Below are 19,941 nucleotides of genomic sequence, written 5' to 3'. Positions count from 1 at the left end.
GATTACACCCCTTCTGCGACGTAACGGGCAATGATGTCGCCCATTTCATCGGTACCGACTGCGGCAGCGCCACGGGCCAAATCACCAGTGCGAATGCCTTCTTCTAATGCGCGGTTAATGGCGCTCTCAATTGCGGTTGCCGCATCGTTGGCATCCAGGCTGTAGCGCAGCAGCAGCGCCAGCGACAGGATCTGGGCGATAGGGTTAGCAATGTTTTTCCCGGCGATATCCGGGGCGGAGCCGCCAGCAGGCTCGTACAGACCAAAACCCTGCTCGTTCAGGCTGGCGGATGGCAACATCCCCATTGAACCGGTGATCATGGCGCACTCGTCAGACAGAATGTCGCCAAACAGGTTGGAGCACAGCAGGACGTCGAACTGGGAAGGATCTTTGATCAACTGCATTGTCGCGTTGTCGATGTACATATGCGCCAGTTCAACGTCCGGGTATTCATTGGCAATTTCATTGACGATTTCACGCCACAGAATAGAGGTTTGCAGCACGTTAGCTTTATCAATCGACGTGACTTTACGGCGACGCTGGCGAGCTGACTCAAACGCGATACGGGCAATACGTTCGATCTCGAAACGGTGATATACCTCGGTATCAAATGCTTTTTCATGTTGCCCGCTGCCTTCGCGGCCTTTTGGCTGACCGAAGTAGATCCCGCCGGTCAGTTCACGCACGCACAGGATGTCGAAACCGTTAGCGGCGATATCGGCGCGCAGAGGACAAAACGCTTCCAGCCCCTGGTACAGCTTTGCCGGACGCAGGTTGCTGAATAATTTGAAGTGCTTACGCAATGGCAGCAGCGCACCGCGTTCAGGCTGCTGGTTTGGCGGCAGGTTTTCCCATTTCGGACCGCCAACGGAGCCAAACAGAATGGCGTCAGCTTGCTCACAGCCTTCAACCGTAGCCGGCGGCAGCGGCTGACCGTGGTTATCAATGGCGGCGCCACCCACGTCGTAGTGGCTGGTGGTAATGCGCATGTTAAAACGGTGGCGAATTGCGTCCAGTACTTTCAAGGCTTGCGCCATCACTTCCGGGCCAATACCGTCACCCGGCAAAACAGCAATATGGTAATTCTTCGACATCACACGGTTTCCTTGTTGTTCTCGTTGTTCTGAGCTTTGCGTTGCAATTCTTTTTCGACTTCTTCGGCGCGCCAGATATTGTTCAGCACATGGACCATCGCTTTGGCGGAAGACTCGACAATATCCGTTGCCAGACCGACGCCGTGGAAGCGGCGACCGTTATAGTTGGCGACGATATCCACCTGACCCAGCGCATCTTTACCGTGCCCTTTGGCGGTCAGGCTGTATTTCACCAGTTCGACGTTGTATTCCGTCACGCGGTTGATGGCCTGATAAATGGCATCAACCGGGCCGTTACCGTTCGCCGCTTCGGCTTTGACGTCTTCACCGCAGGCCAGCTTGACGGAGGCAGTAGCAATGTCATTTGAGCCGGATTGCACGCTGAAGTAATCCAGACGGAAATGTTCTGGCTCTTCCTGCTGTTTGTTAATAAAGGCCAGCGCTTCCAGGTCGTAATCAAATACCTGACCTTTTTTATCCGCCAGCTTCAGGAAAGCGTCGTACAGGTTGTCCAGATTATATTCACTCTCTTTATAGCCCATCTCATCCATGCGGTGTTTCACCGCGGCGCGTCCGGAACGGGAGGTCAGGTTCAACTGTACCTGATTCAGGCCGATGGATTCAGGCGTCATGATTTCGTAGTTTTCACGATTTTTCAGTACGCCGTCCTGATGAATGCCGGAGGAGTGAGCAAAGGCGCCGCTACCGACAATCGCTTTGTTAGCCGGAATGGGCATGTTACAGATTTGGCTCACTAACTGGCTGGTACGCCAGATCTCCTGATGATTAATGCGGGTCTGTACGTTCAGGATATCTTTGCGCACTTTGATCGCCATGATCACTTCTTCCAGGGAGCAGTTACCAGCGCGTTCGCCTATACCGTTCATCGCGCCTTCCACCTGGCGCGCTCCGGCGTGAACGGCAGCCAGCGCGTTGCCGACGCCCAGGCCTAAATCATCATGGGTGTGTACGGAGATGATGGCTTTATCGATATTCGGTACGCGTTCGTACAGACCGGAAATGATTGCGCCAAATTCGAAAGGCATGGTGTAGCCGACGGTATCGGGAATATTGATGGTTTTGGCACCGGCGTTAATGGCGGCTTCTACTACGCGAGCCAGGTCTGCGATAGGGGTACGGCCAGCATCTTCGCAGGAGAATTCCACGTCATCCGTGTAATTACGCGCACGCTTAACCATATAGATAGCCCGCTCGATCACCTCATCCAGCGTACTGCGCAATTTGGTCGCGATGTGCATCGGCGAGGTGGCGATAAACGTATGAATGCGGAAAGCTTCAGCGACCTTCAGGGATTCAGCTGCAACATCAATATCTTTTTCAACGCAACGGGCTAAGGCGCAAACGCGGCTGTTTTTAACCTGACGAGCGATGGTTTGAACCGACTCAAAGTCACCTGGTGAAGAGACTGGGAAACCCACTTCCATCACGTCAACGCCCATACGCTCAAGGGCCAGCGCAATCTGCAGTTTTTCTTTCACACTCAGGCTTGCCTGTAACGCCTGTTCTCCATCGCGTAAGGTGGTATCGAAAATAATGACTTGCTGGCTCATGGTTTAGGTCCTTGGTCTTTAGGGCGCCTTGCTTCGAGCATAAAAAAACCCGCGCAACGGCGCGGGTTTCTGTCTTAACTGGAGCTGACTTAATGCTGAATGTCGTCCACCAGTCTACCGCGCAACGAAGATGCGTTTAGTAGTAGTAGACCGTTGAAACGAGCAATGTAAGTCATCAATTAAGCTCCAGGCGAATGCGATATGCTTTTAGTGGTACTGGATATGAACTCCGATGTCAACCCCATCCCTTGTAAATGCCCCTGTAGCAGATAAAAGTTTAGGCAAAACTTAAGCGAATTGTGCTGAATTTGTTGGCGTATATAAAATTAATCTGCTGATGCTTGTACATAATTTTCATGGTTTGACATATTTAAGCATATTTATTCGCATTTATTGTAACGGTTCGTTGAAGTCGATGGCGCGATTAAGATTTTATATCTTTATGATTTGTCTGTTTTTATAGCAATACTGAATAGATCGGGGCACAGCGGAAGGACATGATTGATAAATTAATGTTAACTTTTAATGTATTAATAATATAAACATTTAATTAAAACTTAAATATACATTCATGATGTGTATGATTGTATATTCGCCACGCTTATGGTTATATTGTTTTTGAAATTTAAACATATGAATCATCGTGCAGTGACCTCTGCCACACTGCGCTCGCATTGCTGTTTTGTTCATTTAGGTTTGTACCTTTATGTTTTCCTAATTTTAATGTTTTTCCTTTTTCTTATTTTATATGCATGGTAAATCATATTAGCGGAGGTTATTTCTTTACTCCGTCTGGGAAAAGGGAGTTTAGAGTGACAGTGGAGTTAACTATGCCAGAAGTAAAAATAATAGATAAACCCAATCTTTTAGAGCCAGGAAAACCGCAACTTCGCATGGTTGACCTTAATCTTTTAACCGTTTTTGATGCGGTGATGCAGGAACAGAATATTACCCGCGCTGCGCATACCCTGGGGATGTCGCAACCAGCGGTCAGTAATGCGGTAGCGCGCCTCAAAGTCATGTTTAATGATGAGCTTTTTGTTCGTTATGGTCGGGGGATCCAGCCGACAGCAAGAGCTTTCCAGCTATTTGGTTCCATTCGTCAGGCATTGCAATTAGTGCAAAACGAACTGCCTGGATCGGGTTTTGAACCAGCCAGCAGTGAACGTGTTTTCAATCTCTGCGTATGCAGCCCATTAGATAATATCCTGACATCGTTGATTTATAATCGGGTTGAACAGGTCGCGCCAAACATTAATGTCATATTTAAATCTTCACTTAATCAAAATACCGAGCATCAGCTGCGTTATCAGGAAACAGAGTTTGTTATTAGCTATGAAGAATTCCGTCGTCCAGAATTCTCAAGTATTCCGTTATTCAATGATGAAATGGTATTAGTGGTAAGCAAAAAGCATCCGCGCATTAGTGGTCCATTATTGGAAAACGATGTTTATAATGAGCAACACGCGGTGGTTTCGCTGGATCGCTTCGCATCTTTCAGTCAGCCGTGGTATGACACGCCGGATAAACAATCCTGCGTCGCTTACCAGGGCATGGCATTAATTAGCGTTCTTAATATTGTGTCGCAAACGCATCTGGTCGCTATTGCGCCACGTTGGTTGGCAGAAGAGTTCGCTGATTCTTTAGAACTTCAGATATTACCTTTACCTTTAAAATTGAACAGCCGTACATGTTATCTTTCCTGGCATGAAGCTGCAGGCCGGGATAAAGGACATCAATGGATGGAAGAGCTGTTAGTCTCCATCTGTAAGCAATAGCATTCAGCAGAACAAGCCGGATAATGCTTCTGGTTTGTTCTGCTTTTTTATTTATATGTAAAATTTTATGCTGAAATCCACTTTCCAGGATTAGCTAACAGTGTAAAAAAATAGAGTAATAGCTGTAAGTCCCCCTTTTTAAGCGATTATTTATCATATCATTTACTTATCCTGGTTTAATTCTCCATTAAATCGACGCTTTCCTCCGTTTTATTCTTATTTGCTCTGAGGCTACCCCAGCGGAGTCAATTGCCATGCGTCATCGTCAGCGGTTAATGTGTTGTTAAACCGTTATTCATTATAAGAGTGAGGCAAGCCATGGAGATGTTGTCTGGAGCCGAGATGGTCGTCCGATCGCTCATCGATCAGGGTGTAAAGCAGGTATTCGGTTATCCCGGGGGGGCCGTCCTCGATATTTATGATGCGTTGCATACGGTCGGTGGTATTGATCATGTGCTGGTTCGTCATGAGCAGGCCGCGGTACACATGGCTGATGGCCTGGCGCGCGCCACGGGGGAGGTGGGCGTCGTATTAGTCACTTCAGGACCAGGCGCTACCAACGCGATTACCGGGATTGCAACGGCTTACATGGATTCCATTCCGCTGGTGATCCTCTCCGGGCAGGTCGCAACGTCGCTGATTGGCTACGATGCCTTCCAGGAGTGCGACATGGTGGGCATATCCCGCCCGGTGGTGAAACACAGCTTTCTGGTCAAACAAACAGAAGACATCCCACAGGTGCTAAAAAAAGCCTTCTGGTTGGCGGCAAGCGGTCGTCCGGGGCCTGTCGTGGTCGATTTGCCGAAGGATATTCTGAATCCCGCCAGGAAACTGCCTTACAGCTGGCCGGAGTCGGTGAGTATGCGTTCGTATAATCCGACGACTACCGGACATAAAGGGCAGATAAAACGCGCTCTGCAGACGTTAGTCGCGGCTAAAAAACCGGTTGTGTACGTGGGTGGTGGCGCCGTTAATGCCGCCTGCCATGAGCAGTTGGGCCAGATCGCTGAAGCTCTTAACCTGCCTGTTGTTTCCTCGCTGATGGGGTTAGGCGCGTTTCCGGCAACACATCGCCAGGCGTTGGGAATGCTGGGCATGCATGGAACTTACGAAGCAAACATGACCATGCATCATTCCGATGTGATCTTTGCCGTCGGCGTGCGTTTTGACGATCGAACAACCAATAATCTGGCAAAATATTGTCCAAATGCGACCGTGCTGCATATCGACATCGATCCGACCTCTATTTCGAAAACCGTCACTGCGGATATTCCGATTGTCGGCGATGCTCGTCTGGTACTTGATCAGATGCTCGAACTGCTGGAGCAGGAGAAATCTCAGCAGCCGCTGGATGATAACCGTGACTGGTGGCAACAGATTGAACACTGGCGCGCCCGTCAGTGCCTGAAATATGACACGCAAAGTGAAAGCATTAAGCCACAGGCGGTGATTGAAACCATCTGGCGTCTGACGAAAGGGGATGCGTATGTGACTTCTGACGTGGGTCAGCATCAGATGTTTGCCGCACTCTACTACCCGTTCGATAAACCACGCCGTTGGATTAACTCTGGCGGCCTCGGCACCATGGGATTTGGTTTACCTGCGGCGCTAGGCGTAAAAATGGCATTGCCTGAGGAAACGGTGGTGTGCGTGACCGGGGATGGCAGCATTCAGATGAACATCCAGGAACTGTCGACGGCGCTGCAGTACGAGCTGCCGGTACTGGTGCTCAACCTGAACAACCGCTATCTCGGCATGGTCAAACAATGGCAGGACATGATCTACTCTGGACGTCATTCACAATCTTATATGCAGTCGCTGCCCGATTTTGTGCGCCTTGCCGAGGCTTATGGGCATATTGGTATCCAGATTAACCATCCTGAAGAACTGGAAAGCAAACTGAGTGAAGCGCTGGAGCATGTGCGCAACCGTCGTCTGGTGTTTGTCGATGTCACCGTTGATGGCAGCGAGCATGTCTACCCGATGCAGATTCGTGGGGGCGGTATGGATGAAATGTGGTTAAGCAAAACGGAGAGGACCTGATTATGCGCCGGATATTATCGGTATTGCTGGAAAATGAGTCGGGTGCCTTGTCGCGTGTGATAGGCCTTTTCGCCCAGCGTGGATACAATATTGAAAGCCTGACCGTCGCGCCCACTGACGATCCAACCTTATCGCGAATGACGATTCAAACGGTAGGGGATGAGAAAGTCCTGGAGCAGATCGAAAAGCAGCTACACAAACTGGTGGATGTTCTGCGCGTGAGCGAACTGGGGCAGGGCGCCCATGTTGAACGCGAGATCATGTTGGTGAAAATCCAGGCCAGCGGCTATGGTCGGGAGGAGGTGAAACGCAACACGGAGATTTTCCGCGGGCAAATCATCGACGTCACGCCGTCCATCTACACCGTACAGTTGGCGGGCACCAGTGATAAGCTGGATGCGTTCCTGGCAACATTACGTGAAGTCGCCAAAATTGTAGAGGTAGCCCGTTCTGGCGTGGTGGGGCTTTCTCGCGGCGATAAAATCATGCGCTAATAGTCGACTGTAGGCCTGATAAGCACAGCGCCATCAGGCATCATCGCGGAGGCCATGCCGGATGACGGCGTAAACGCCTTATCCGGCATGGAGGGTTTTCGCTGATGCTATCTGTTGCGCTTTTTTTGCGAAATCAGCAGTAACCAGAGACAAAAGCGGTTGCCGCAGTCATTATTCTGCGCTTAGATGTTAAGAAACTTAACCCATGCCATCACAAAGGTTATGGTTTGTACATTTTACGCAAGGGGCAATTGTGAAACTGGATGAAATCGCTCGGTTGGCCGGCGTTTCGCGAACGACTGCAAGCTACGTTATTAATGGCAAAGCAAAGCAATATCGCGTAAGCGACAAAACGGTTGAAAAAGTCATGGCGGTGGTGCGTGAGCATAATTACCACCCGAATGCCGTGGCGGCCGGGCTGCGTGCTGGACGCACACGCTCTATCGGGCTGGTGATCCCGGATCTTGAGAACACAAGCTATACCCGGATTGCAAACTATCTGGAGCGCCAGGCGCGTCAGCGCGGGTATCAACTGTTGATTGCCTGCTCTGAAGATCAGCCTGATAACGAAATGCGCTGTATTGAGCATCTTTTACAACGCCAGGTTGATGCCATCATTGTGTCGACTTCCTTGCCGCCAGAACATCCGTTCTATCAGCGCTGGGCAAACAGTTCATTCCCGATTGTGGCGCTGGACCGTGCGCTGGATCGCGAACATTTCACCAGCGTCGTGGGCGCGGACCAGGATGATGCGGAAATGCTGGCGCAGGAGTTACGTAAATTCCCTGCAGAAACCGTACTTTATCTGGGCGCGCTGCCTGAATTATCCGTCAGCTTCCTGCGTGAGCAGGGCTTCCGTACCGCGTGGAAAGACGATCCGCGTGACGTTCATTTCCTTTACGCCAACAGCTATGAGCGGGAAGCGGCCGCGCAGCTCTTTGATAAATGGCTGGAAACGCATCCCATGCCTCAGGCGCTTTTTACCACGTCGTTTGCTCTGTTGCAGGGGGTGATGGATGTGACCCTGCGTCGCGATGGGCAGTTGCCGTCTGATTTGGCGATAGCGACTTTTGGCGATCACGAACTGCTCGACTTCCTGCAGTGTCCGGTGCTCGCGGTGGCGCAACGCCATCGCGATGTAGCTGAACGTGTGCTGGAGATTGTGCTGGCAAGTCTGGATGAGCCGCGTAAACCCAAACCTGGGTTAACGCGTATACGGCGTAATCTGTACCGTCGCGGTATTCTGAGCCGTAACTAAGTTGCCTCATTTGGTGACGTCAACGGGATAAGCCTCTGACGTCATCAAATATTCTATTCTCAGAAATAACCTCATTATAATTAAGAATATTCTTTAGAATTATCTGAAATTGATTCTTGAATTATGCCGAATTAAAAATGCAACTCTCCATTTTTGGGTTATTGAAGCGTAAAGATGCGTTACGGTTGTATTATTTTGTTACATGCTTGTAGGGATTTGCCGAATTAACAAACACTTTGCTGCCCTATGCCGACAACCTCACGCTTACCTCGCTCCTGCACGGCATACAGACTGATTAACTGGTACTGTTATCTCGCTGCATATTGTCCTAAAATGCCGCTCGCGTCGCAAACTGACACTTTATATTTTCTTTTGATGATATTCGGTTGTTTTAAACAATCATGAGTTGTTGGATTTTTTTCTTACAAATATTCATGACGTTAATTTGCTTCGTTTGCTGTACGGAATTTGTTCAACGCTGATATTAGCTGTAAACAATGTGTTTTTTGCTCCGCTTAGCGCCGTGACTTGCTTGACAAGGTTTTCCTCCGCTCCGTAAACTCCTTTAAGTGGGATTTTGTGGGATAAAGTGGTAATCGGGGGTGAGACTGGCATGTTCCGGGGAGCAACGTTAGTTAATCTCGACAGTAAAGGGCGCTTATCGGTGCCCACCCGTTATCGGGATCAACTGCTCGAGTGCGCTACCGGTCAAATGGTTTGCACCATTGACATCCATCACCCGTGCCTGCTGCTGTACCCCCTGCCTGAATGGGAAATTATCGAGCAGAAGTTATCGCGTCTGTCGAGCATGAATCCAGTTGAGCGTCGCGTACAGCGCCTGTTGTTGGGGCATGCCAGCGAATGTCAGATGGATAGCGCTGGCCGATTATTGATAGCGCCGATTCTGCGGCAACACGCGGGGCTAACGAAAGAAGTGATGCTGGTTGGGCAGTTCAATAAGTTTGAGCTGTGGGATGAAACGGCCTGGTATCAACAGGTCAAGGAAGATATCGACGCTGAGCAGTCTGTTACCGGCGCGCTGTCGGAACGATTGCAGGATTTGTCTCTATAAAATGATGGAAAATTATAAACATACAACGGTGTTGCTGGATGAGGCCGTCAACGGCCTGAATATTCGTCCAGACGGCATCTACATTGACGGGACATTTGGTCGCGGTGGTCATTCACGTCTGATCCTTTCCCAGCTTGGCGAAGAGGGACGTTTACTGGCTATCGATCGCGATCCGCAGGCTATTGCCGTTGCACAGACGATTACCGATCCCCGTTTCTCCATCGTTCATGGACCATTCTCTGCGCTGGCTGACTATGTCGCCGAGCGCGGACTTACCGGTAAGATCGACGGGATTCTTCTCGATCTTGGCGTTTCTTCCCCGCAGCTTGATGATGCGGAGCGCGGTTTCTCGTTTATGCGTGACGGTCCGTTGGATATGCGTATGGATCCAACACGCGGTCAGTCCGCAGCCGAATGGCTGCAAACCGCCGATGAAGCGGACATTGCCTGGGTGATTAAAACCTTTGGCGAGGAGCGCTTTGGTAAACGCATTGCTCGCGCCATCGTCGAGCGCAATCGCATCGAACCGATGACCCGCACCAAAGAGCTGGCGGAAGTGATTGCGGCGGCAATGCCGGTGAAAGACAAATTCAAACATCCCGCGACCCGTACCTTCCAGGCGGTGCGCATCTGGGTGAACAGTGAACTGGAGGAGATAGAGCAGGCGCTAAAAAGCTCGCTCAGCGTGCTGGCACCAGGTGGTCGCCTTTCGATTATCAGTTTCCATTCGCTTGAAGACCGTATTGTGAAACGCTTTATGCGCGAACAAAGCCGTGGTCCTCAGGTTCCGGCTGGAATACCGATGACGGAAGCGCAGATTAAAAAGCTGGGTGGCCGTGAGTTAAGAGCACTAGGCAAGATGATGCCGGGTGAAGAAGAGGTAGCTGAAAATCCTCGTGCCCGTAGTTCAGTTCTGCGTATTGCAGAGAGGACGAACGCATGATCAGCAGAGTGACAGAAGCCCTTAGCAAAGTTAAAGGATCGATAGGAAGCAACGAGCGCCATGCCTTGCCTGGCGTGATCGGTGACGATCTTTTGCGGTATGGGAAGCTGCCACTCTGCCTGTTCATTTGCATTATTTTGACGGCGGTTACCGTCGTGACAACAGCCCACCATACGCGGTTACTGACCGCGCAGCGTGAGCAGTTGGTTCTGGAGCGAGATGCGTTGGATATCGAATGGCGCAACTTGATCCTTGAGGAGAACGCGCTCGGCGACCATAGCCGTGTTGAACGGATCGCAACGGAAAAGCTGCAAATGCAGCATGTTGATCCCTCACAAGAAAATATTGTAGTACAAAAATAAGGATAAACGCGACGCATGAAAGCAGCGGCAAAAACGCACAAACCAAAACGCCAGGAAGAACAAGCCAACTTTGTCAGTTGGCGTTTTGCGTTACTGTGCGGCTGTATTTTGCTGGCACTGGGTTTCCTGCTGGGACGCGTCGCCTGGCTGCAAATCATCGCGCCGGATATGCTGGTACGTCAGGGCGACATGCGCTCCCTGCGCGTACAGGAAGTCTCTACATCGCGCGGGATGATTACCGACCGTTCGGGCCGTCCGCTGGCGGTGAGTGTTCCGGTGAAGGCGATTTGGGCCGACCCAAAAGAGGTGCATGACGCAGGCGGCGTGAGCGTTGGTGAACGCTGGAGAGCGCTGTCGACCGCGCTTAATCTCCCGCTCGACCAGCTGGCTTCCCGTATTAACGCCAACCCGAAAGGGCGCTTTATCTATCTGGCGCGTCAGGTTAACCCTGACATGGCCGACTACATCAAAAAACTCAAGCTGCCAGGTATTCACCTGCGTGAAGAATCCCGTCGTTACTATCCTTCCGGAGAAGTGACTGCTCACCTCATTGGCTTTACTAACGTTGATAGCCAGGGGATTGAAGGCGTTGAGAAGAGCTTCGATAAGTGGCTCACCGGACAGCCGGGCGAACGTATCGTACGTAAAGACCGCTATGGCCGCGTAATTGAAGATATCTCCTCTACCGACAGCCAGGCGGCGCACAACCTTGCGCTGAGCATTGATGAGCGTTTACAGGCGCTGGTCTACCGTGAACTGAATAATGCCGTCGCGTTCAACAAAGCGGAATCCGGCAGCGCCGTGCTGGTGGATGTCAACACCGGTGAAGTGCTGGCGATGGCAAACAGCCCGTCCTACAACCCCAATAATCTCTCCGGTACGCAAAAAGATGTCATGCGTAACCGTACCATTACCGACGTGTTTGAACCGGGTTCTACCGTCAAACCAATGGTGGTAATGACGGCGCTGCAGCGTGGAGTGGTACGCGAAAATACCGTACTCAATACGATTCCTTACCGAATTAATGGTCACGAAATCAAAGACGTGGCGCGTTATAGCGAATTGACCCTTACCGGGGTTTTGCAGAAGTCGAGTAACGTCGGTGTTTCTAAGCTGGCGTTAGCGATGCCGTCCTCAGCGTTAGTAGATACTTACTCACGTTTTGGGCTGGGAAAAGCGACCAATTTGGGGTTGGTCGGAGAACGCAGTGGCTTATATCCTCAAAAACAACGGTGGTCTGACATAGAGAGGGCCACCTTCTCTTTCGGCTATGGGCTAATGGTAACCCCGTTACAGTTAGCGCGAGTCTATGCAACGATCGGCAGCTATGGCGTTTATCGCCCGCTGTCGATTACCAAAGTTGACCCTCCTGTTCCGGGCGAGCGTATTTTCCCGGAAGCGACCGTTCGTACCGTGGTGCACATGATGGAAAGCGTAGCGCTGCCCGGAGGCGGCGGCGTGAAGGCGGCGATTAAAGGCTATCGCATCGCCATCAAAACCGGTACGGCGAAAAAAGTAGGGCCGGATGGTCGCTACATCAACAAATACATTGCTTATACCGCAGGCGTTGCGCCTGCGAGTCAGCCGCGCTTCGCGCTGGTTGTTGTTATCAACGATCCGCAGGCGGGTAAATACTACGGTGGCGCCGTTTCCGCGCCGGTCTTCGGTGCCATCATGGGCGGCGTACTACGCACCATGAACATCGAACCGGATGCGCTGGCAACGGGCGATAAAAGTGAATTTGTGAATAATCAAGGCGAGGCAACAGGTGGCAGATCGTAATTTGCGCGACCTTCTTGCTCCATGGGTGCCGGGTGCACCGGAGCGAGCACTGCGGGAGATGACGCTCGACAGCCGTGTGGCTGCATCGGGCGATCTCTTTGTCGCAGTATTGGGTCATCAGGCGGACGGGCGTCGGTATATCCCGCAGGCGATAGCGCAAGGTGTGGCTGCCATTATTGCAGAAGCAAAAGATGAAGCGACTGATGGTGAAATCCGTGAAATGCACGGCGTTCCGGTTATCTATCTCAGCCAGCTTAATGAGCGTTTATCTGCACTGGCGGGCCGTTTTTACCACGAGCCTTCTGAAAAAATGCGTCTGGTTGGCGTGACCGGGACTAACGGTAAAACGACCACTACTCAATTGCTGGCGCAGTGGAGCCAACTGCTGGGTGAAACCAGCGCGGTGATGGGAACCGTTGGCAATGGTCTGTTGGGCAAAGTGATCCCGACGGAAAATACCACCGGTTCAGCCGTTGATGTCCAGCATGTGCTGGCGGGGCTGGTTGCACAGGGCGCCACGGTTGGCGCAATGGAAGTCTCTTCCCACGGTCTGGTTCAGCATCGCGTCGCGGCGCTGAAGTTTGCCGCATCAGTGTTTACTAACTTAAGCCGTGACCATCTCGACTACCACGGTGACATGGAACATTACGAAGCCGCGAAATGGTTGCTGTACTCCACGCACCATTGCGGTCAGGCCATCGTCAATGCGGATGATGAGGTCGGTCGTCGCTGGCTGGCCAAACTTCCGGATGCGGTGGCCGTTTCGATGGAAGACCACATCAACCCGAACTGTCATGGTCGTTGGTTAAAAGCCGTTGAGGTGAAGTATCACGACAGCGGGGCAACGATTCGCTTTACCTCCTCATGGGGGGAGGGCGAAATTGAAAGCCGCCTGATGGGCGCGTTTAACGTCAGCAATCTGCTGCTGGCGCTGGCAACGCTGCTGGCGCTGGGGTATCCGTTAGCTGATTTACTAAAAACAGCGACACAATTGCAACCGGTTTGCGGGCGCATGGAAGTATTCAGCGCGCCGGGCAAAACCACCGTGGTGGTTGATTATGCCCATACGCCGGATGCGCTGGAAAAAGCGCTGCAGGCGGCGCGTCTGCACTGTACCGGCAAACTGTGGTGCGTCTTTGGCTGCGGTGGCGATCGTGACAAAGGCAAACGTCCGCTGATGGGCGCGATTGCCGAACAATTTGCTGATGTGGTCGTGGTGACTGATGACAACCCGCGTACCGAAGAGCCGCGCGCCATCATCAACGACATTCTGGCGGGGATGCTGGATGCCGGACAGGCGAAGGTGATGGAAGGTCGCGCCGAAGCAGTGACTAACGCCATCATGCAGGCGAAAGAAAACGACGTGGTGCTGGTGGCCGGGAAAGGGCACGAAGACTACCAGATCGTTGGTTCACAGCGTCTCGACTATTCTGACCGCGTCACGGCAGCGCGTCTGTTGGGGGTGATCGCATGATTAGCGTAACGCTCAGCCAACTGGCGGAGATCCTCCGTGGCGAACTAAAAGGGGGCGACCTGACCCTCGATGCAGTGACAACCGATACGCGTAAAGTGACGCCGGGCTGCCTGTTTGTGGCGCTTAAAGGCGAACGCTTTGATGCCCACGATTTTGCTGACAAGGCGAAAGATGGGGGAGCAGGCGCGCTGTTAGTCAGCCGTCCACTCAATATTGATTTACCGCAGGTTATTGTAAAAGACACCCGTCTGGCGTTCGGCGAACTGGCAGCGTGGGTTCGCGCCCAGGTTCCGGCGCGCGTGGTCGCGCTAACCGGCTCATCCGGCAAAACGTCTGTTAAAGAGATGACGGCATCCATTCTGAGCCAGTGTGGCAACACCCTATACACCGCGGGCAATCTGAACAACGACATCGGTGTACCGATGACGTTGCTGCGCTTAAACAACGATTACGACTATGCCGTGATCGAGCTCGGCGCCAATCATCAGGGCGAAATCGCCTGGACCGTTGGCCTGACGCGTCCGGAAGCGGCGCTGGTGAACAATCTTGCTGCCGCGCATCTGGAGGGTTTCGGCTCTCTGGCGGGCGTTGCGAAGGCTAAAGGTGAGATTTTTGGCGGTCTGTCAGCGAATGGCATCGCCATCATGAACGCTGATAACAACGACTGGCTGAACTGGCAGAGCATCATTGGCGATCGCAAAGTCTGGCGCTTCTCCCCGAATGCGGCCAACAGCGATTTTTCGGCGGCTAACGTTCACGTGACCTCGCACGGTACGGAGTTTTCGCTGCGCACGCCAACCGGAAGCATTGATGTTCTGCTGCCGTTGCCGGGTCGTCACAACATTGCCAACGCCCTGGCGGCGGCTGCGCTCTCTATGGCGGTAGGCGCGACGCCTGAGGCGATCAAAGCGGGCCTGAAGGATCTGCAAGCGGTACCGGGGCGTCTGTTCCCGATTCAACTGGCAGAAAATCAGCTGCTGCTGGACGACTCCTACAATGCTAACGTCGGCTCGATGACCGCAGCGGTACAGGTGCTGTCCGAAATGCCGGGCTACCGCGTGCTGGTGGTGGGCGATATGGCAGAGCTTGGCGCGGAAAGCGAAGCATGTCACGTACAGGTAGGTGTTGCTGCGAAAAACGCGGGCATCGACCGTGTACTGAGTACAGGGAAACTGAGTCAGGCAATTAGCGACGCCAGCGGCGTTGGCGAGCATTTTGCGGATAAAACCGCGCTGGTCGCGCATCTCAAGGCGCTGATTGCGGAACATCAGATCATGACGATTTTAGTGAAGGGTTCACGTAGTGCCGCCATGGAAGAGGTAGTACGCGCATTACAGGAGAATGGGACATGTTAGTTTGGCTGGCCGAACATTTGGTCAAATATTATTCCGGCTTTAACGTCTTTTCCTATCTGACGTTTCGCGCCATCGTCAGCCTGCTGACCGCGCTGTTCATCTCTTTGTGGATGGGCCCGCGCATGATCGCCCGCCTGCAAAAAATGTCCTTTGGACAGGTCGTACGTAACGACGGCCCGGAATCACACTTTAGTAAACGCGGTACGCCGACCATGGGCGGGATCATGATCCTCACCGCGATTGTTATCTCCGTGCTCCTGTGGGCATACCCGTCGAACCCATACGTCTGGTGCGTGCTGGTGGTATTGGTCGGTTACGGGATTATTGGTTTTGTCGATGACTACCGCAAAGTGGTACGCAAAGACACTAAAGGTCTGATCGCGCGCTGGAAATATTTTTGGATGTCGGTGATTGCGCTGGGCGTAGCCTTTGCGCTGTACCTGGCGGGGAAAGATACCCCGGCGACCGAACTGGTCGTGCCGTTCTTTAAAGACGTGATGCCGCAACTGGGACTGTTCTACGTCCTGCTGGCGTACTTCGTCATTGTGGGTACCGGTAACGCGGTCAATCTCACCGATGGTCTGGATGGCCTGGCGATTATGCCGACCGTGTTCGTGGCTGCGGGTTTTGCGCTGGTGGCATGGGCGACCGGGAACATGAACTTCGCTAACTATCTTCACATTCCGTATTTACGCCATGCCGGCGAACTGGTGATCGTCTGTACGGCGATTGTCGGCGCGGGGTTAGGCTTCCTGTGGTTTAACACCTATCCGGCGCAGGTCTTTATGGGCGACGTCGGATCGCTGGCGCTGGGCGGCGCGCTGGGCATTATTGCCGTGCTGCTGCGTCAGGAGTTCCTGCTGGTGATCATGGGCGGCGTATTTGTCGTAGAAACGCTGTCGGTCATTCTGCAGGTCGGTTCCTTTAAGCTGCGCGGACAGCGCATCTTCCGTATGGCGCCGATTCACCACCACTATGAACTGAAAGGCTGGCCGGAACCGCGCGTGATTGTGCGCTTCTGGATTATTTCGCTGATGCTGGTGCTGATTGGCCTGGCAACGCTGAAGGTACGTTAATCATGGCTGATTACCAGGGTAAAAAAGTCGTCATTATCGGTCTGGGTTTGACCGGGCTGTCCTGCGTGGATTTCTTCCTGGCGCGTGGCGTGACGCCGCGCGTGATGGATACCCGCGCGACGCCGCCGGGCCTGGATAAATTACCGGAAGCGGTTGAGCGTCATGTTGGCAGCCTGAATGATGACTGGCTGCTGGACGCCGATCTCATCGTCGCCAGCCCTGGTATTGCCCTGGCGCACCCTTCACTGAGCGCCGCCGCCGATGCGGGGATTGAAATTGTCGGGGACATCGAGCTGTTCTGTCGCGAAGCACAGGCGCCGATCGTCGCGATCACCGGCTCTAACGGTAAGAGCACGGTTACCACGCTGGTTGGCGAAATGGCAAAAGCAGCAGGCATTAACGTCGGCGTAGGCGGTAACATTGGCCTGCCAGCACTGATGTTACTGGACGCCGAGCGTGAGCTATATGTGCTTGAGCTATCCAGCTTCCAGCTTGAAACGACCTCCAGCTTACAGGCCGTAGCCGCCACCATTTTGAATGTCACCGAAGATCATATGGACAGGTATCCGTTTGGCTTGCAGCAGTATCGTGCGGCCAAATTGCGCGTTTATGAGAATGCGAAAGTCTGCGTGGTCAATGCGGATGATGCGCTGACCATGCCGGTTCGTGGCGCAGATGAGCGTTGTGTGAGCTTCGGTGTCAACATGGGGGACTATCACCTTAATCGTCAGCAGGGCGAAACCTGGCTGCGGGTGAAGGGTGAAAAAGTTCTCAACGTGAAAGAGATGACGCTTAGCGGCCAGCATAACTATACCAACGCTCTGGCAGCGCTGGCGCTGGCTGATGCTGCGGGTCTGCCGCGGGCGTCAAGCCTGAAAGCGCTGACCACCTTTACCGGACTGGCGCATCGTTTCCAGTTGGTACTGAATCATAACGGTGTGCGTTGGATCAACGATTCAAAAGCGACCAACGTCGGCAGTACCGAAGCAGCGCTCAATGGCCTGCATGTTGACGGTACGCTGCACCTGCTGCTGGGCGGCGACGGGAAATCCGCTGACTTTATGCCGCTGCAACGTTACCTCACCGGCGACAACATCCGTCTGTACTGCTTTGGCCGTGATGGCGCGCAGCTTGCGGCACTGCGACCTGAGGTTGCCGAACAAACCGAAACCATGGAGCAGGCAATGCGTCTGCTCGCGCCGCGCGTGAAGCCGGGTGATATGGTGCTGCTGTCGCCAGCGTGTGCCAGCCTCGATCAGTTCAAGAACTTTGAGCAACGCGGTGACGTCTTTACGCGTCTGGCGAAGGAGTTGGGTTGATGCGTTTATCTCTCCCTCGCCTGAGAATGCCGCGCTTACCGGGACTGGGTGTCCTGGCGTGGATCTTCGCGGCACTCAAAGGCTGGGTGATGGCTTCGCGCGATAAAGACGCGGACAGCCTGATCATGTATGACCGCATGCTGCTGTGGCTGACCTTTGGTCTGGCGGCAATTGGTTTCATCATGGTGACATCGGCATCAATGCCGGTAGGACAACGTCTGGCGGGCGACCCCTTCCTGTTTGCTAAACGTGACGCGCTGTACATCTTCCTGGCATTCTGTTTGGCGATGGTCACGCTGCGTTTGCCGATGGCGTTCTGGCAGAAGTACAGCACCACGATGCTCATCGCCTCGATCATCATGCTGCTGATCGTGTTGGTGGTGGGGAGCTCCGTTAACGGGGCATCGCGCTGGATTGCTCTGGGGCCGCTGCGTATTCAGCCTGCGGAATTTACCAAGCTGTCGCTGTTCTGTTATCTCGCCAATTACCTGGTACGCAAGGTGGATGAAGTGCGAAACAACCTGCGCGGCTTCCTGAAACCGATGGGCGTGATCCTGGTGCTGGCCGTATTACTGCTGGCGCAGCCTGACCTCGGTACGGTAGTAGTGCTGTTTGTCACCACGCTGGCGATGCTGTTTCTTGCCGGGGCTAAATTGTGGCAGTTCATTGCGATTATCGGCATGGGGATATCGGCGGTCGTGCTGCTGATCCTTGCCGAACCGTATCGTATTCGTCGCGTAACCTCTTTCTGGAATCCATGGGAAGATCCGTTCGGCAGCGGATACCAGTTGACGCAATCGCTAATGGCGTTTGGCCGTGGTGAGGTTTGGGGGCAAGGGTTAGGCAACTCAGTCCAAAAACTGGAGTATTTACCGGAAGCGCACACCGACTTCATCTTCGCCATCATTGGGGAAGAACTGGGTTATATCGGTGTGGTATTGGCACTTTTAATGGTATTCTTCGTCGCTTTTCGCGCGATGTCGATTGGCCGTAAAGCGCTGGAAATTGACCACCGTTTTTCAGGCTTTTTAGCCTGCTCCATCGGGATCTGGTTTAGCTTCCAGGCGTTAGTAAACGTCGGCGCGGCGGCAGGTATGCTGCCAACCAAAGGCCTGACGCTGCCGCTTATTAGTTATGGTGGTTCCAGTTTGTTGATAATGTCGACGGCCATCATGTTTTTGTTACGTATTGATTATGAAACGCGTCTGGAAAAAGCCCAGGCGTTTACACGAGGTGCACGATGAGTGGTCAACCGAAGCGGTTAATGGTGATGGCAGGCGGTACCGGCGGGCATGTGTTCCCGGGACTGGCGGTCGCGCACCATTTAATGGCCCAGGGCTGGCAGGTTCGTTGGCTGGGCACCGCCGATCGTATGGAAGCGGACTTAGTGCCGAAGCATGGCATTGAAATTGACTTTATTCGCATCTCCGGTCTGCGTGGCAAAGGCGTTAACGCACTGCTTGCTGCACCCGTGCGTATTTTTAACGCCTGGCGTCAGGCGCGCGCCATCATGAAGCAATTCAAGCCTGATGTAGTGCTCGGTATGGGCGGCTACGTGTCAGGTCCTGGCGGCTTGGCCGCATGGTCATTAGGTATTCCGGTCGTACTGCATGAGCAGAACGGCATTGCGGGATTAACCAATAAATGGCTGGCAAAGATTGCAACGAAGGTTATGCAGGCTTTCCCCGGTGCTTTCCCGAATGCGGAAGTGGTCGGGAACCCGGTACGCACAGACGTGCTGGCGCTGCCATTACCCGAAGCGCGTCTGGCTGGACGTGAAGGCCCGGTTCGTGTGCTGGTGGTCGGTGGTTCTCAGGGCGCGCGCGTTCTCAACCAGACGATGCCGCAGGTTGCCGCAAAGCTTGGCGAGGCGGTGACTATCTGGCACCAGAGCGGTAAAGGTGCGCAACAAACCGTTGAACACGCTTATGCCGAGGTCGGACAACCGCAGCATAAGGTCACTGAGTTTATTGATGATATGGCCGCCGCTTATGCATGGGCGGATGTTGTAGTGTGCCGTTCCGGCGCGCTGACGGTGAGTGAGATTGCCGCCGCAGGCTTACCTGCGCTGTTTGTGCCGTTCCAGCACAAAGACAGACAGCAGTACTGGAATGCGTTGCCGCTGGAAAAAGCGGGCGCCGCCAAAATTTTAGAGCAACCACAGTTTACTGTGGATGCCGTCGCCAGCACCCTTGCCGGGTGGTCGCGAGAAACTTTATTAACCATGGCAGAACGTGCGCGCGCCGCATCCATACCGGATGCCACCGAACGCGTTGCAAATGAAGTGAGCCGGGCTGCCCGGGCGTAATTGTGGTGATGC

17 protein-coding genes are annotated in these 19,941 nt (G+C 53.2%); 14 read left to right on the top strand and 3 right to left on the bottom strand.

The window, feature by feature from the left end:
- Window positions 1–2: 2 nt before the first annotated feature.
- From leuB to leuL, 3 genes are all read right to left on the bottom strand, one after another.
- Window positions 3–1,094, bottom strand: a complete 1,092-nt coding sequence (gene leuB / locus AC534G_RS20985) for a 3-isopropylmalate dehydrogenase (protein ID WP_006686687.1) — start codon at window positions 1,092–1,094, stop codon at window positions 3–5.
- The gene (gene leuA / locus AC534G_RS20980) at window positions 1,094–2,665 is read right to left on the bottom strand and encodes a 2-isopropylmalate synthase (protein ID WP_038637181.1); all 1,572 of its coding nucleotides are present in this window, start codon (window positions 2,663–2,665) and stop codon (window positions 1,094–1,096) included. Before leuA ends, leuB begins: the two co-directional genes overlap by 1 nt.
- A gap of 89 nt (window positions 2,666–2,754) precedes the next feature.
- Window positions 2,755–2,841: a leu operon leader peptide gene (gene leuL, locus AC534G_RS20975; RefSeq protein WP_048998978.1), complete on the bottom strand. Its 87-nt coding sequence runs from the start codon at window positions 2,839–2,841 to the stop codon at window positions 2,755–2,757.
- Between the two features lie 654 nt (window positions 2,842–3,495).
- Here leuL and leuO point away from each other — a divergent pair.
- The 14 genes from leuO (at window position 3,496) to murG (ending at window position 19,929) form a co-directional block, all read left to right on the top strand.
- A complete protein-coding gene (gene leuO, locus AC534G_RS20970) occupies window positions 3,496–4,443 on the top strand; it encodes a transcriptional regulator LeuO (RefSeq protein ID WP_038637183.1) in 948 nt (315 codons plus the stop codon).
- 318 nt (window positions 4,444–4,761) lie between these two features.
- Entirely contained in the window at window positions 4,762–6,486 is a 1,725-nt protein-coding gene (ilvI, locus tag AC534G_RS20965; protein WP_110498747.1) for an acetolactate synthase 3 large subunit, read from the top strand.
- A 2-nt stretch (window positions 6,487–6,488) separates the two neighbouring features.
- Window positions 6,489–6,980, top strand: coding sequence for an acetolactate synthase small subunit (gene ilvN / locus AC534G_RS20960; protein ID WP_003829566.1), 492 nt, complete (start codon window positions 6,489–6,491; stop codon window positions 6,978–6,980).
- Between the two features lie 253 nt (window positions 6,981–7,233).
- Window positions 7,234–8,238, top strand: coding sequence for a catabolite repressor/activator (cra, locus tag AC534G_RS20955; RefSeq protein WP_038637189.1), 1,005 nt, complete (start codon window positions 7,234–7,236; stop codon window positions 8,236–8,238).
- 613 nt (window positions 8,239–8,851) lie between these two features.
- A complete protein-coding gene (gene mraZ / locus AC534G_RS20950) occupies window positions 8,852–9,310 on the top strand; it encodes a division/cell wall cluster transcriptional repressor MraZ (protein ID WP_110498746.1) in 459 nt (152 codons plus the stop codon).
- A 1-nt stretch (window position 9,311) separates the two neighbouring features.
- On the top strand, window positions 9,312–10,253 hold the full coding sequence (gene rsmH / locus AC534G_RS20945) for a 16S rRNA (cytosine(1402)-N(4))-methyltransferase RsmH (RefSeq protein WP_042312345.1): 942 nt from the start codon (window positions 9,312–9,314) through the stop codon (window positions 10,251–10,253).
- Entirely contained in the window at window positions 10,250–10,615 is a 366-nt protein-coding gene (ftsL, locus tag AC534G_RS20940) for a cell division protein FtsL (RefSeq protein WP_006686695.1), read from the top strand. The genes rsmH and ftsL overlap by 4 nt, the downstream gene beginning before the upstream one ends.
- Window positions 10,616–10,630: 15 nt before the next feature.
- The gene (gene ftsI / locus AC534G_RS20935; protein ID WP_038637202.1) at window positions 10,631–12,397 is read left to right on the top strand and encodes a peptidoglycan glycosyltransferase FtsI; all 1,767 of its coding nucleotides are present in this window, start codon (window positions 10,631–10,633) and stop codon (window positions 12,395–12,397) included.
- Entirely contained in the window at window positions 12,384–13,871 is a 1,488-nt protein-coding gene (gene murE, locus AC534G_RS20930) for a UDP-N-acetylmuramoyl-L-alanyl-D-glutamate--2,6-diaminopimelate ligase (RefSeq protein ID WP_038637205.1), read from the top strand. The genes ftsI and murE overlap by 14 nt, the downstream gene beginning before the upstream one ends.
- Entirely contained in the window at window positions 13,868–15,226 is a 1,359-nt protein-coding gene (gene murF, locus AC534G_RS20925; protein WP_110498745.1) for a UDP-N-acetylmuramoyl-tripeptide--D-alanyl-D-alanine ligase, read from the top strand. Before murE ends, murF begins: the two co-directional genes overlap by 4 nt.
- Window positions 15,220–16,302, top strand: a complete 1,083-nt coding sequence (gene mraY / locus AC534G_RS20920; protein WP_016151694.1) for a phospho-N-acetylmuramoyl-pentapeptide-transferase — start codon at window positions 15,220–15,222, stop codon at window positions 16,300–16,302. Before murF ends, mraY begins: the two co-directional genes overlap by 7 nt.
- A gap of 2 nt (window positions 16,303–16,304) precedes the next feature.
- The gene (murD, locus tag AC534G_RS20915; protein ID WP_110498744.1) at window positions 16,305–17,621 is read left to right on the top strand and encodes a UDP-N-acetylmuramoyl-L-alanine--D-glutamate ligase; all 1,317 of its coding nucleotides are present in this window, start codon (window positions 16,305–16,307) and stop codon (window positions 17,619–17,621) included.
- Window positions 17,621–18,865, top strand: coding sequence for a cell division protein FtsW (gene ftsW / locus AC534G_RS20910; RefSeq protein ID WP_038637214.1), 1,245 nt, complete (start codon window positions 17,621–17,623; stop codon window positions 18,863–18,865). Before murD ends, ftsW begins: the two co-directional genes overlap by 1 nt.
- Complete coding sequence (murG, locus tag AC534G_RS20905) at window positions 18,862–19,929, top strand: undecaprenyldiphospho-muramoylpentapeptide beta-N-acetylglucosaminyltransferase (RefSeq protein WP_038637216.1); 1,068 nt, start codon at window positions 18,862–18,864, stop codon at window positions 19,927–19,929. The genes ftsW and murG overlap by 4 nt, the downstream gene beginning before the upstream one ends.
- Window positions 19,930–19,941 lie beyond the last annotated feature (12 nt).

The sequence above is a fragment of the Citrobacter sp. CRE-46 genome, assembly GCF_059615875.1.
Note: the sequence above shows the minus strand (reverse complement) of the source record. Positions and strands in the feature narration are given on the sequence as shown.

What these genes read in the sequence shown, in the direction of transcription:
- leuB (WP_006686687.1), bottom strand. Translation starts at nt 1,094, where the DNA reads ATGTCGAAGAATTACCATATTGCTGTTTTGCCGGGTGACGGTATTGGC.
- leuA (WP_038637181.1), bottom strand. Translation starts at nt 2,665, where the DNA reads ATGAGCCAGCAAGTCATTATTTTCGATACCACCTTACGCGATGGAGAA.
- leuL (WP_048998978.1), bottom strand. Translation starts at nt 2,841, where the DNA reads ATGACTTACATTGCTCGTTTCAACGGTCTACTACTACTAAACGCATCT.
- leuO (WP_038637183.1), top strand. Translation starts at nt 3,496, where the DNA reads ATGCCAGAAGTAAAAATAATAGATAAACCCAATCTTTTAGAGCCAGGA.
- ilvI (WP_110498747.1), top strand. Translation starts at nt 4,762, where the DNA reads ATGGAGATGTTGTCTGGAGCCGAGATGGTCGTCCGATCGCTCATCGAT.
- ilvN (WP_003829566.1), top strand. Translation starts at nt 6,489, where the DNA reads ATGCGCCGGATATTATCGGTATTGCTGGAAAATGAGTCGGGTGCCTTG.
- mraZ (WP_110498746.1), top strand. Translation starts at nt 8,852, where the DNA reads ATGTTCCGGGGAGCAACGTTAGTTAATCTCGACAGTAAAGGGCGCTTA.
- rsmH (WP_042312345.1), top strand. Translation starts at nt 9,312, where the DNA reads ATGATGGAAAATTATAAACATACAACGGTGTTGCTGGATGAGGCCGTC.
- ftsL (WP_006686695.1), top strand. Translation starts at nt 10,250, where the DNA reads ATGATCAGCAGAGTGACAGAAGCCCTTAGCAAAGTTAAAGGATCGATA.
- ftsI (WP_038637202.1), top strand. Translation starts at nt 10,631, where the DNA reads ATGAAAGCAGCGGCAAAAACGCACAAACCAAAACGCCAGGAAGAACAA.
- murF (WP_110498745.1), top strand. Translation starts at nt 13,868, where the DNA reads ATGATTAGCGTAACGCTCAGCCAACTGGCGGAGATCCTCCGTGGCGAA.
- mraY (WP_016151694.1), top strand. Translation starts at nt 15,220, where the DNA reads ATGTTAGTTTGGCTGGCCGAACATTTGGTCAAATATTATTCCGGCTTT.
- murD (WP_110498744.1), top strand. Translation starts at nt 16,305, where the DNA reads ATGGCTGATTACCAGGGTAAAAAAGTCGTCATTATCGGTCTGGGTTTG.
- ftsW (WP_038637214.1), top strand. Translation starts at nt 17,621, where the DNA reads ATGCGTTTATCTCTCCCTCGCCTGAGAATGCCGCGCTTACCGGGACTG.
- murG (WP_038637216.1), top strand. Translation starts at nt 18,862, where the DNA reads ATGAGTGGTCAACCGAAGCGGTTAATGGTGATGGCAGGCGGTACCGGC.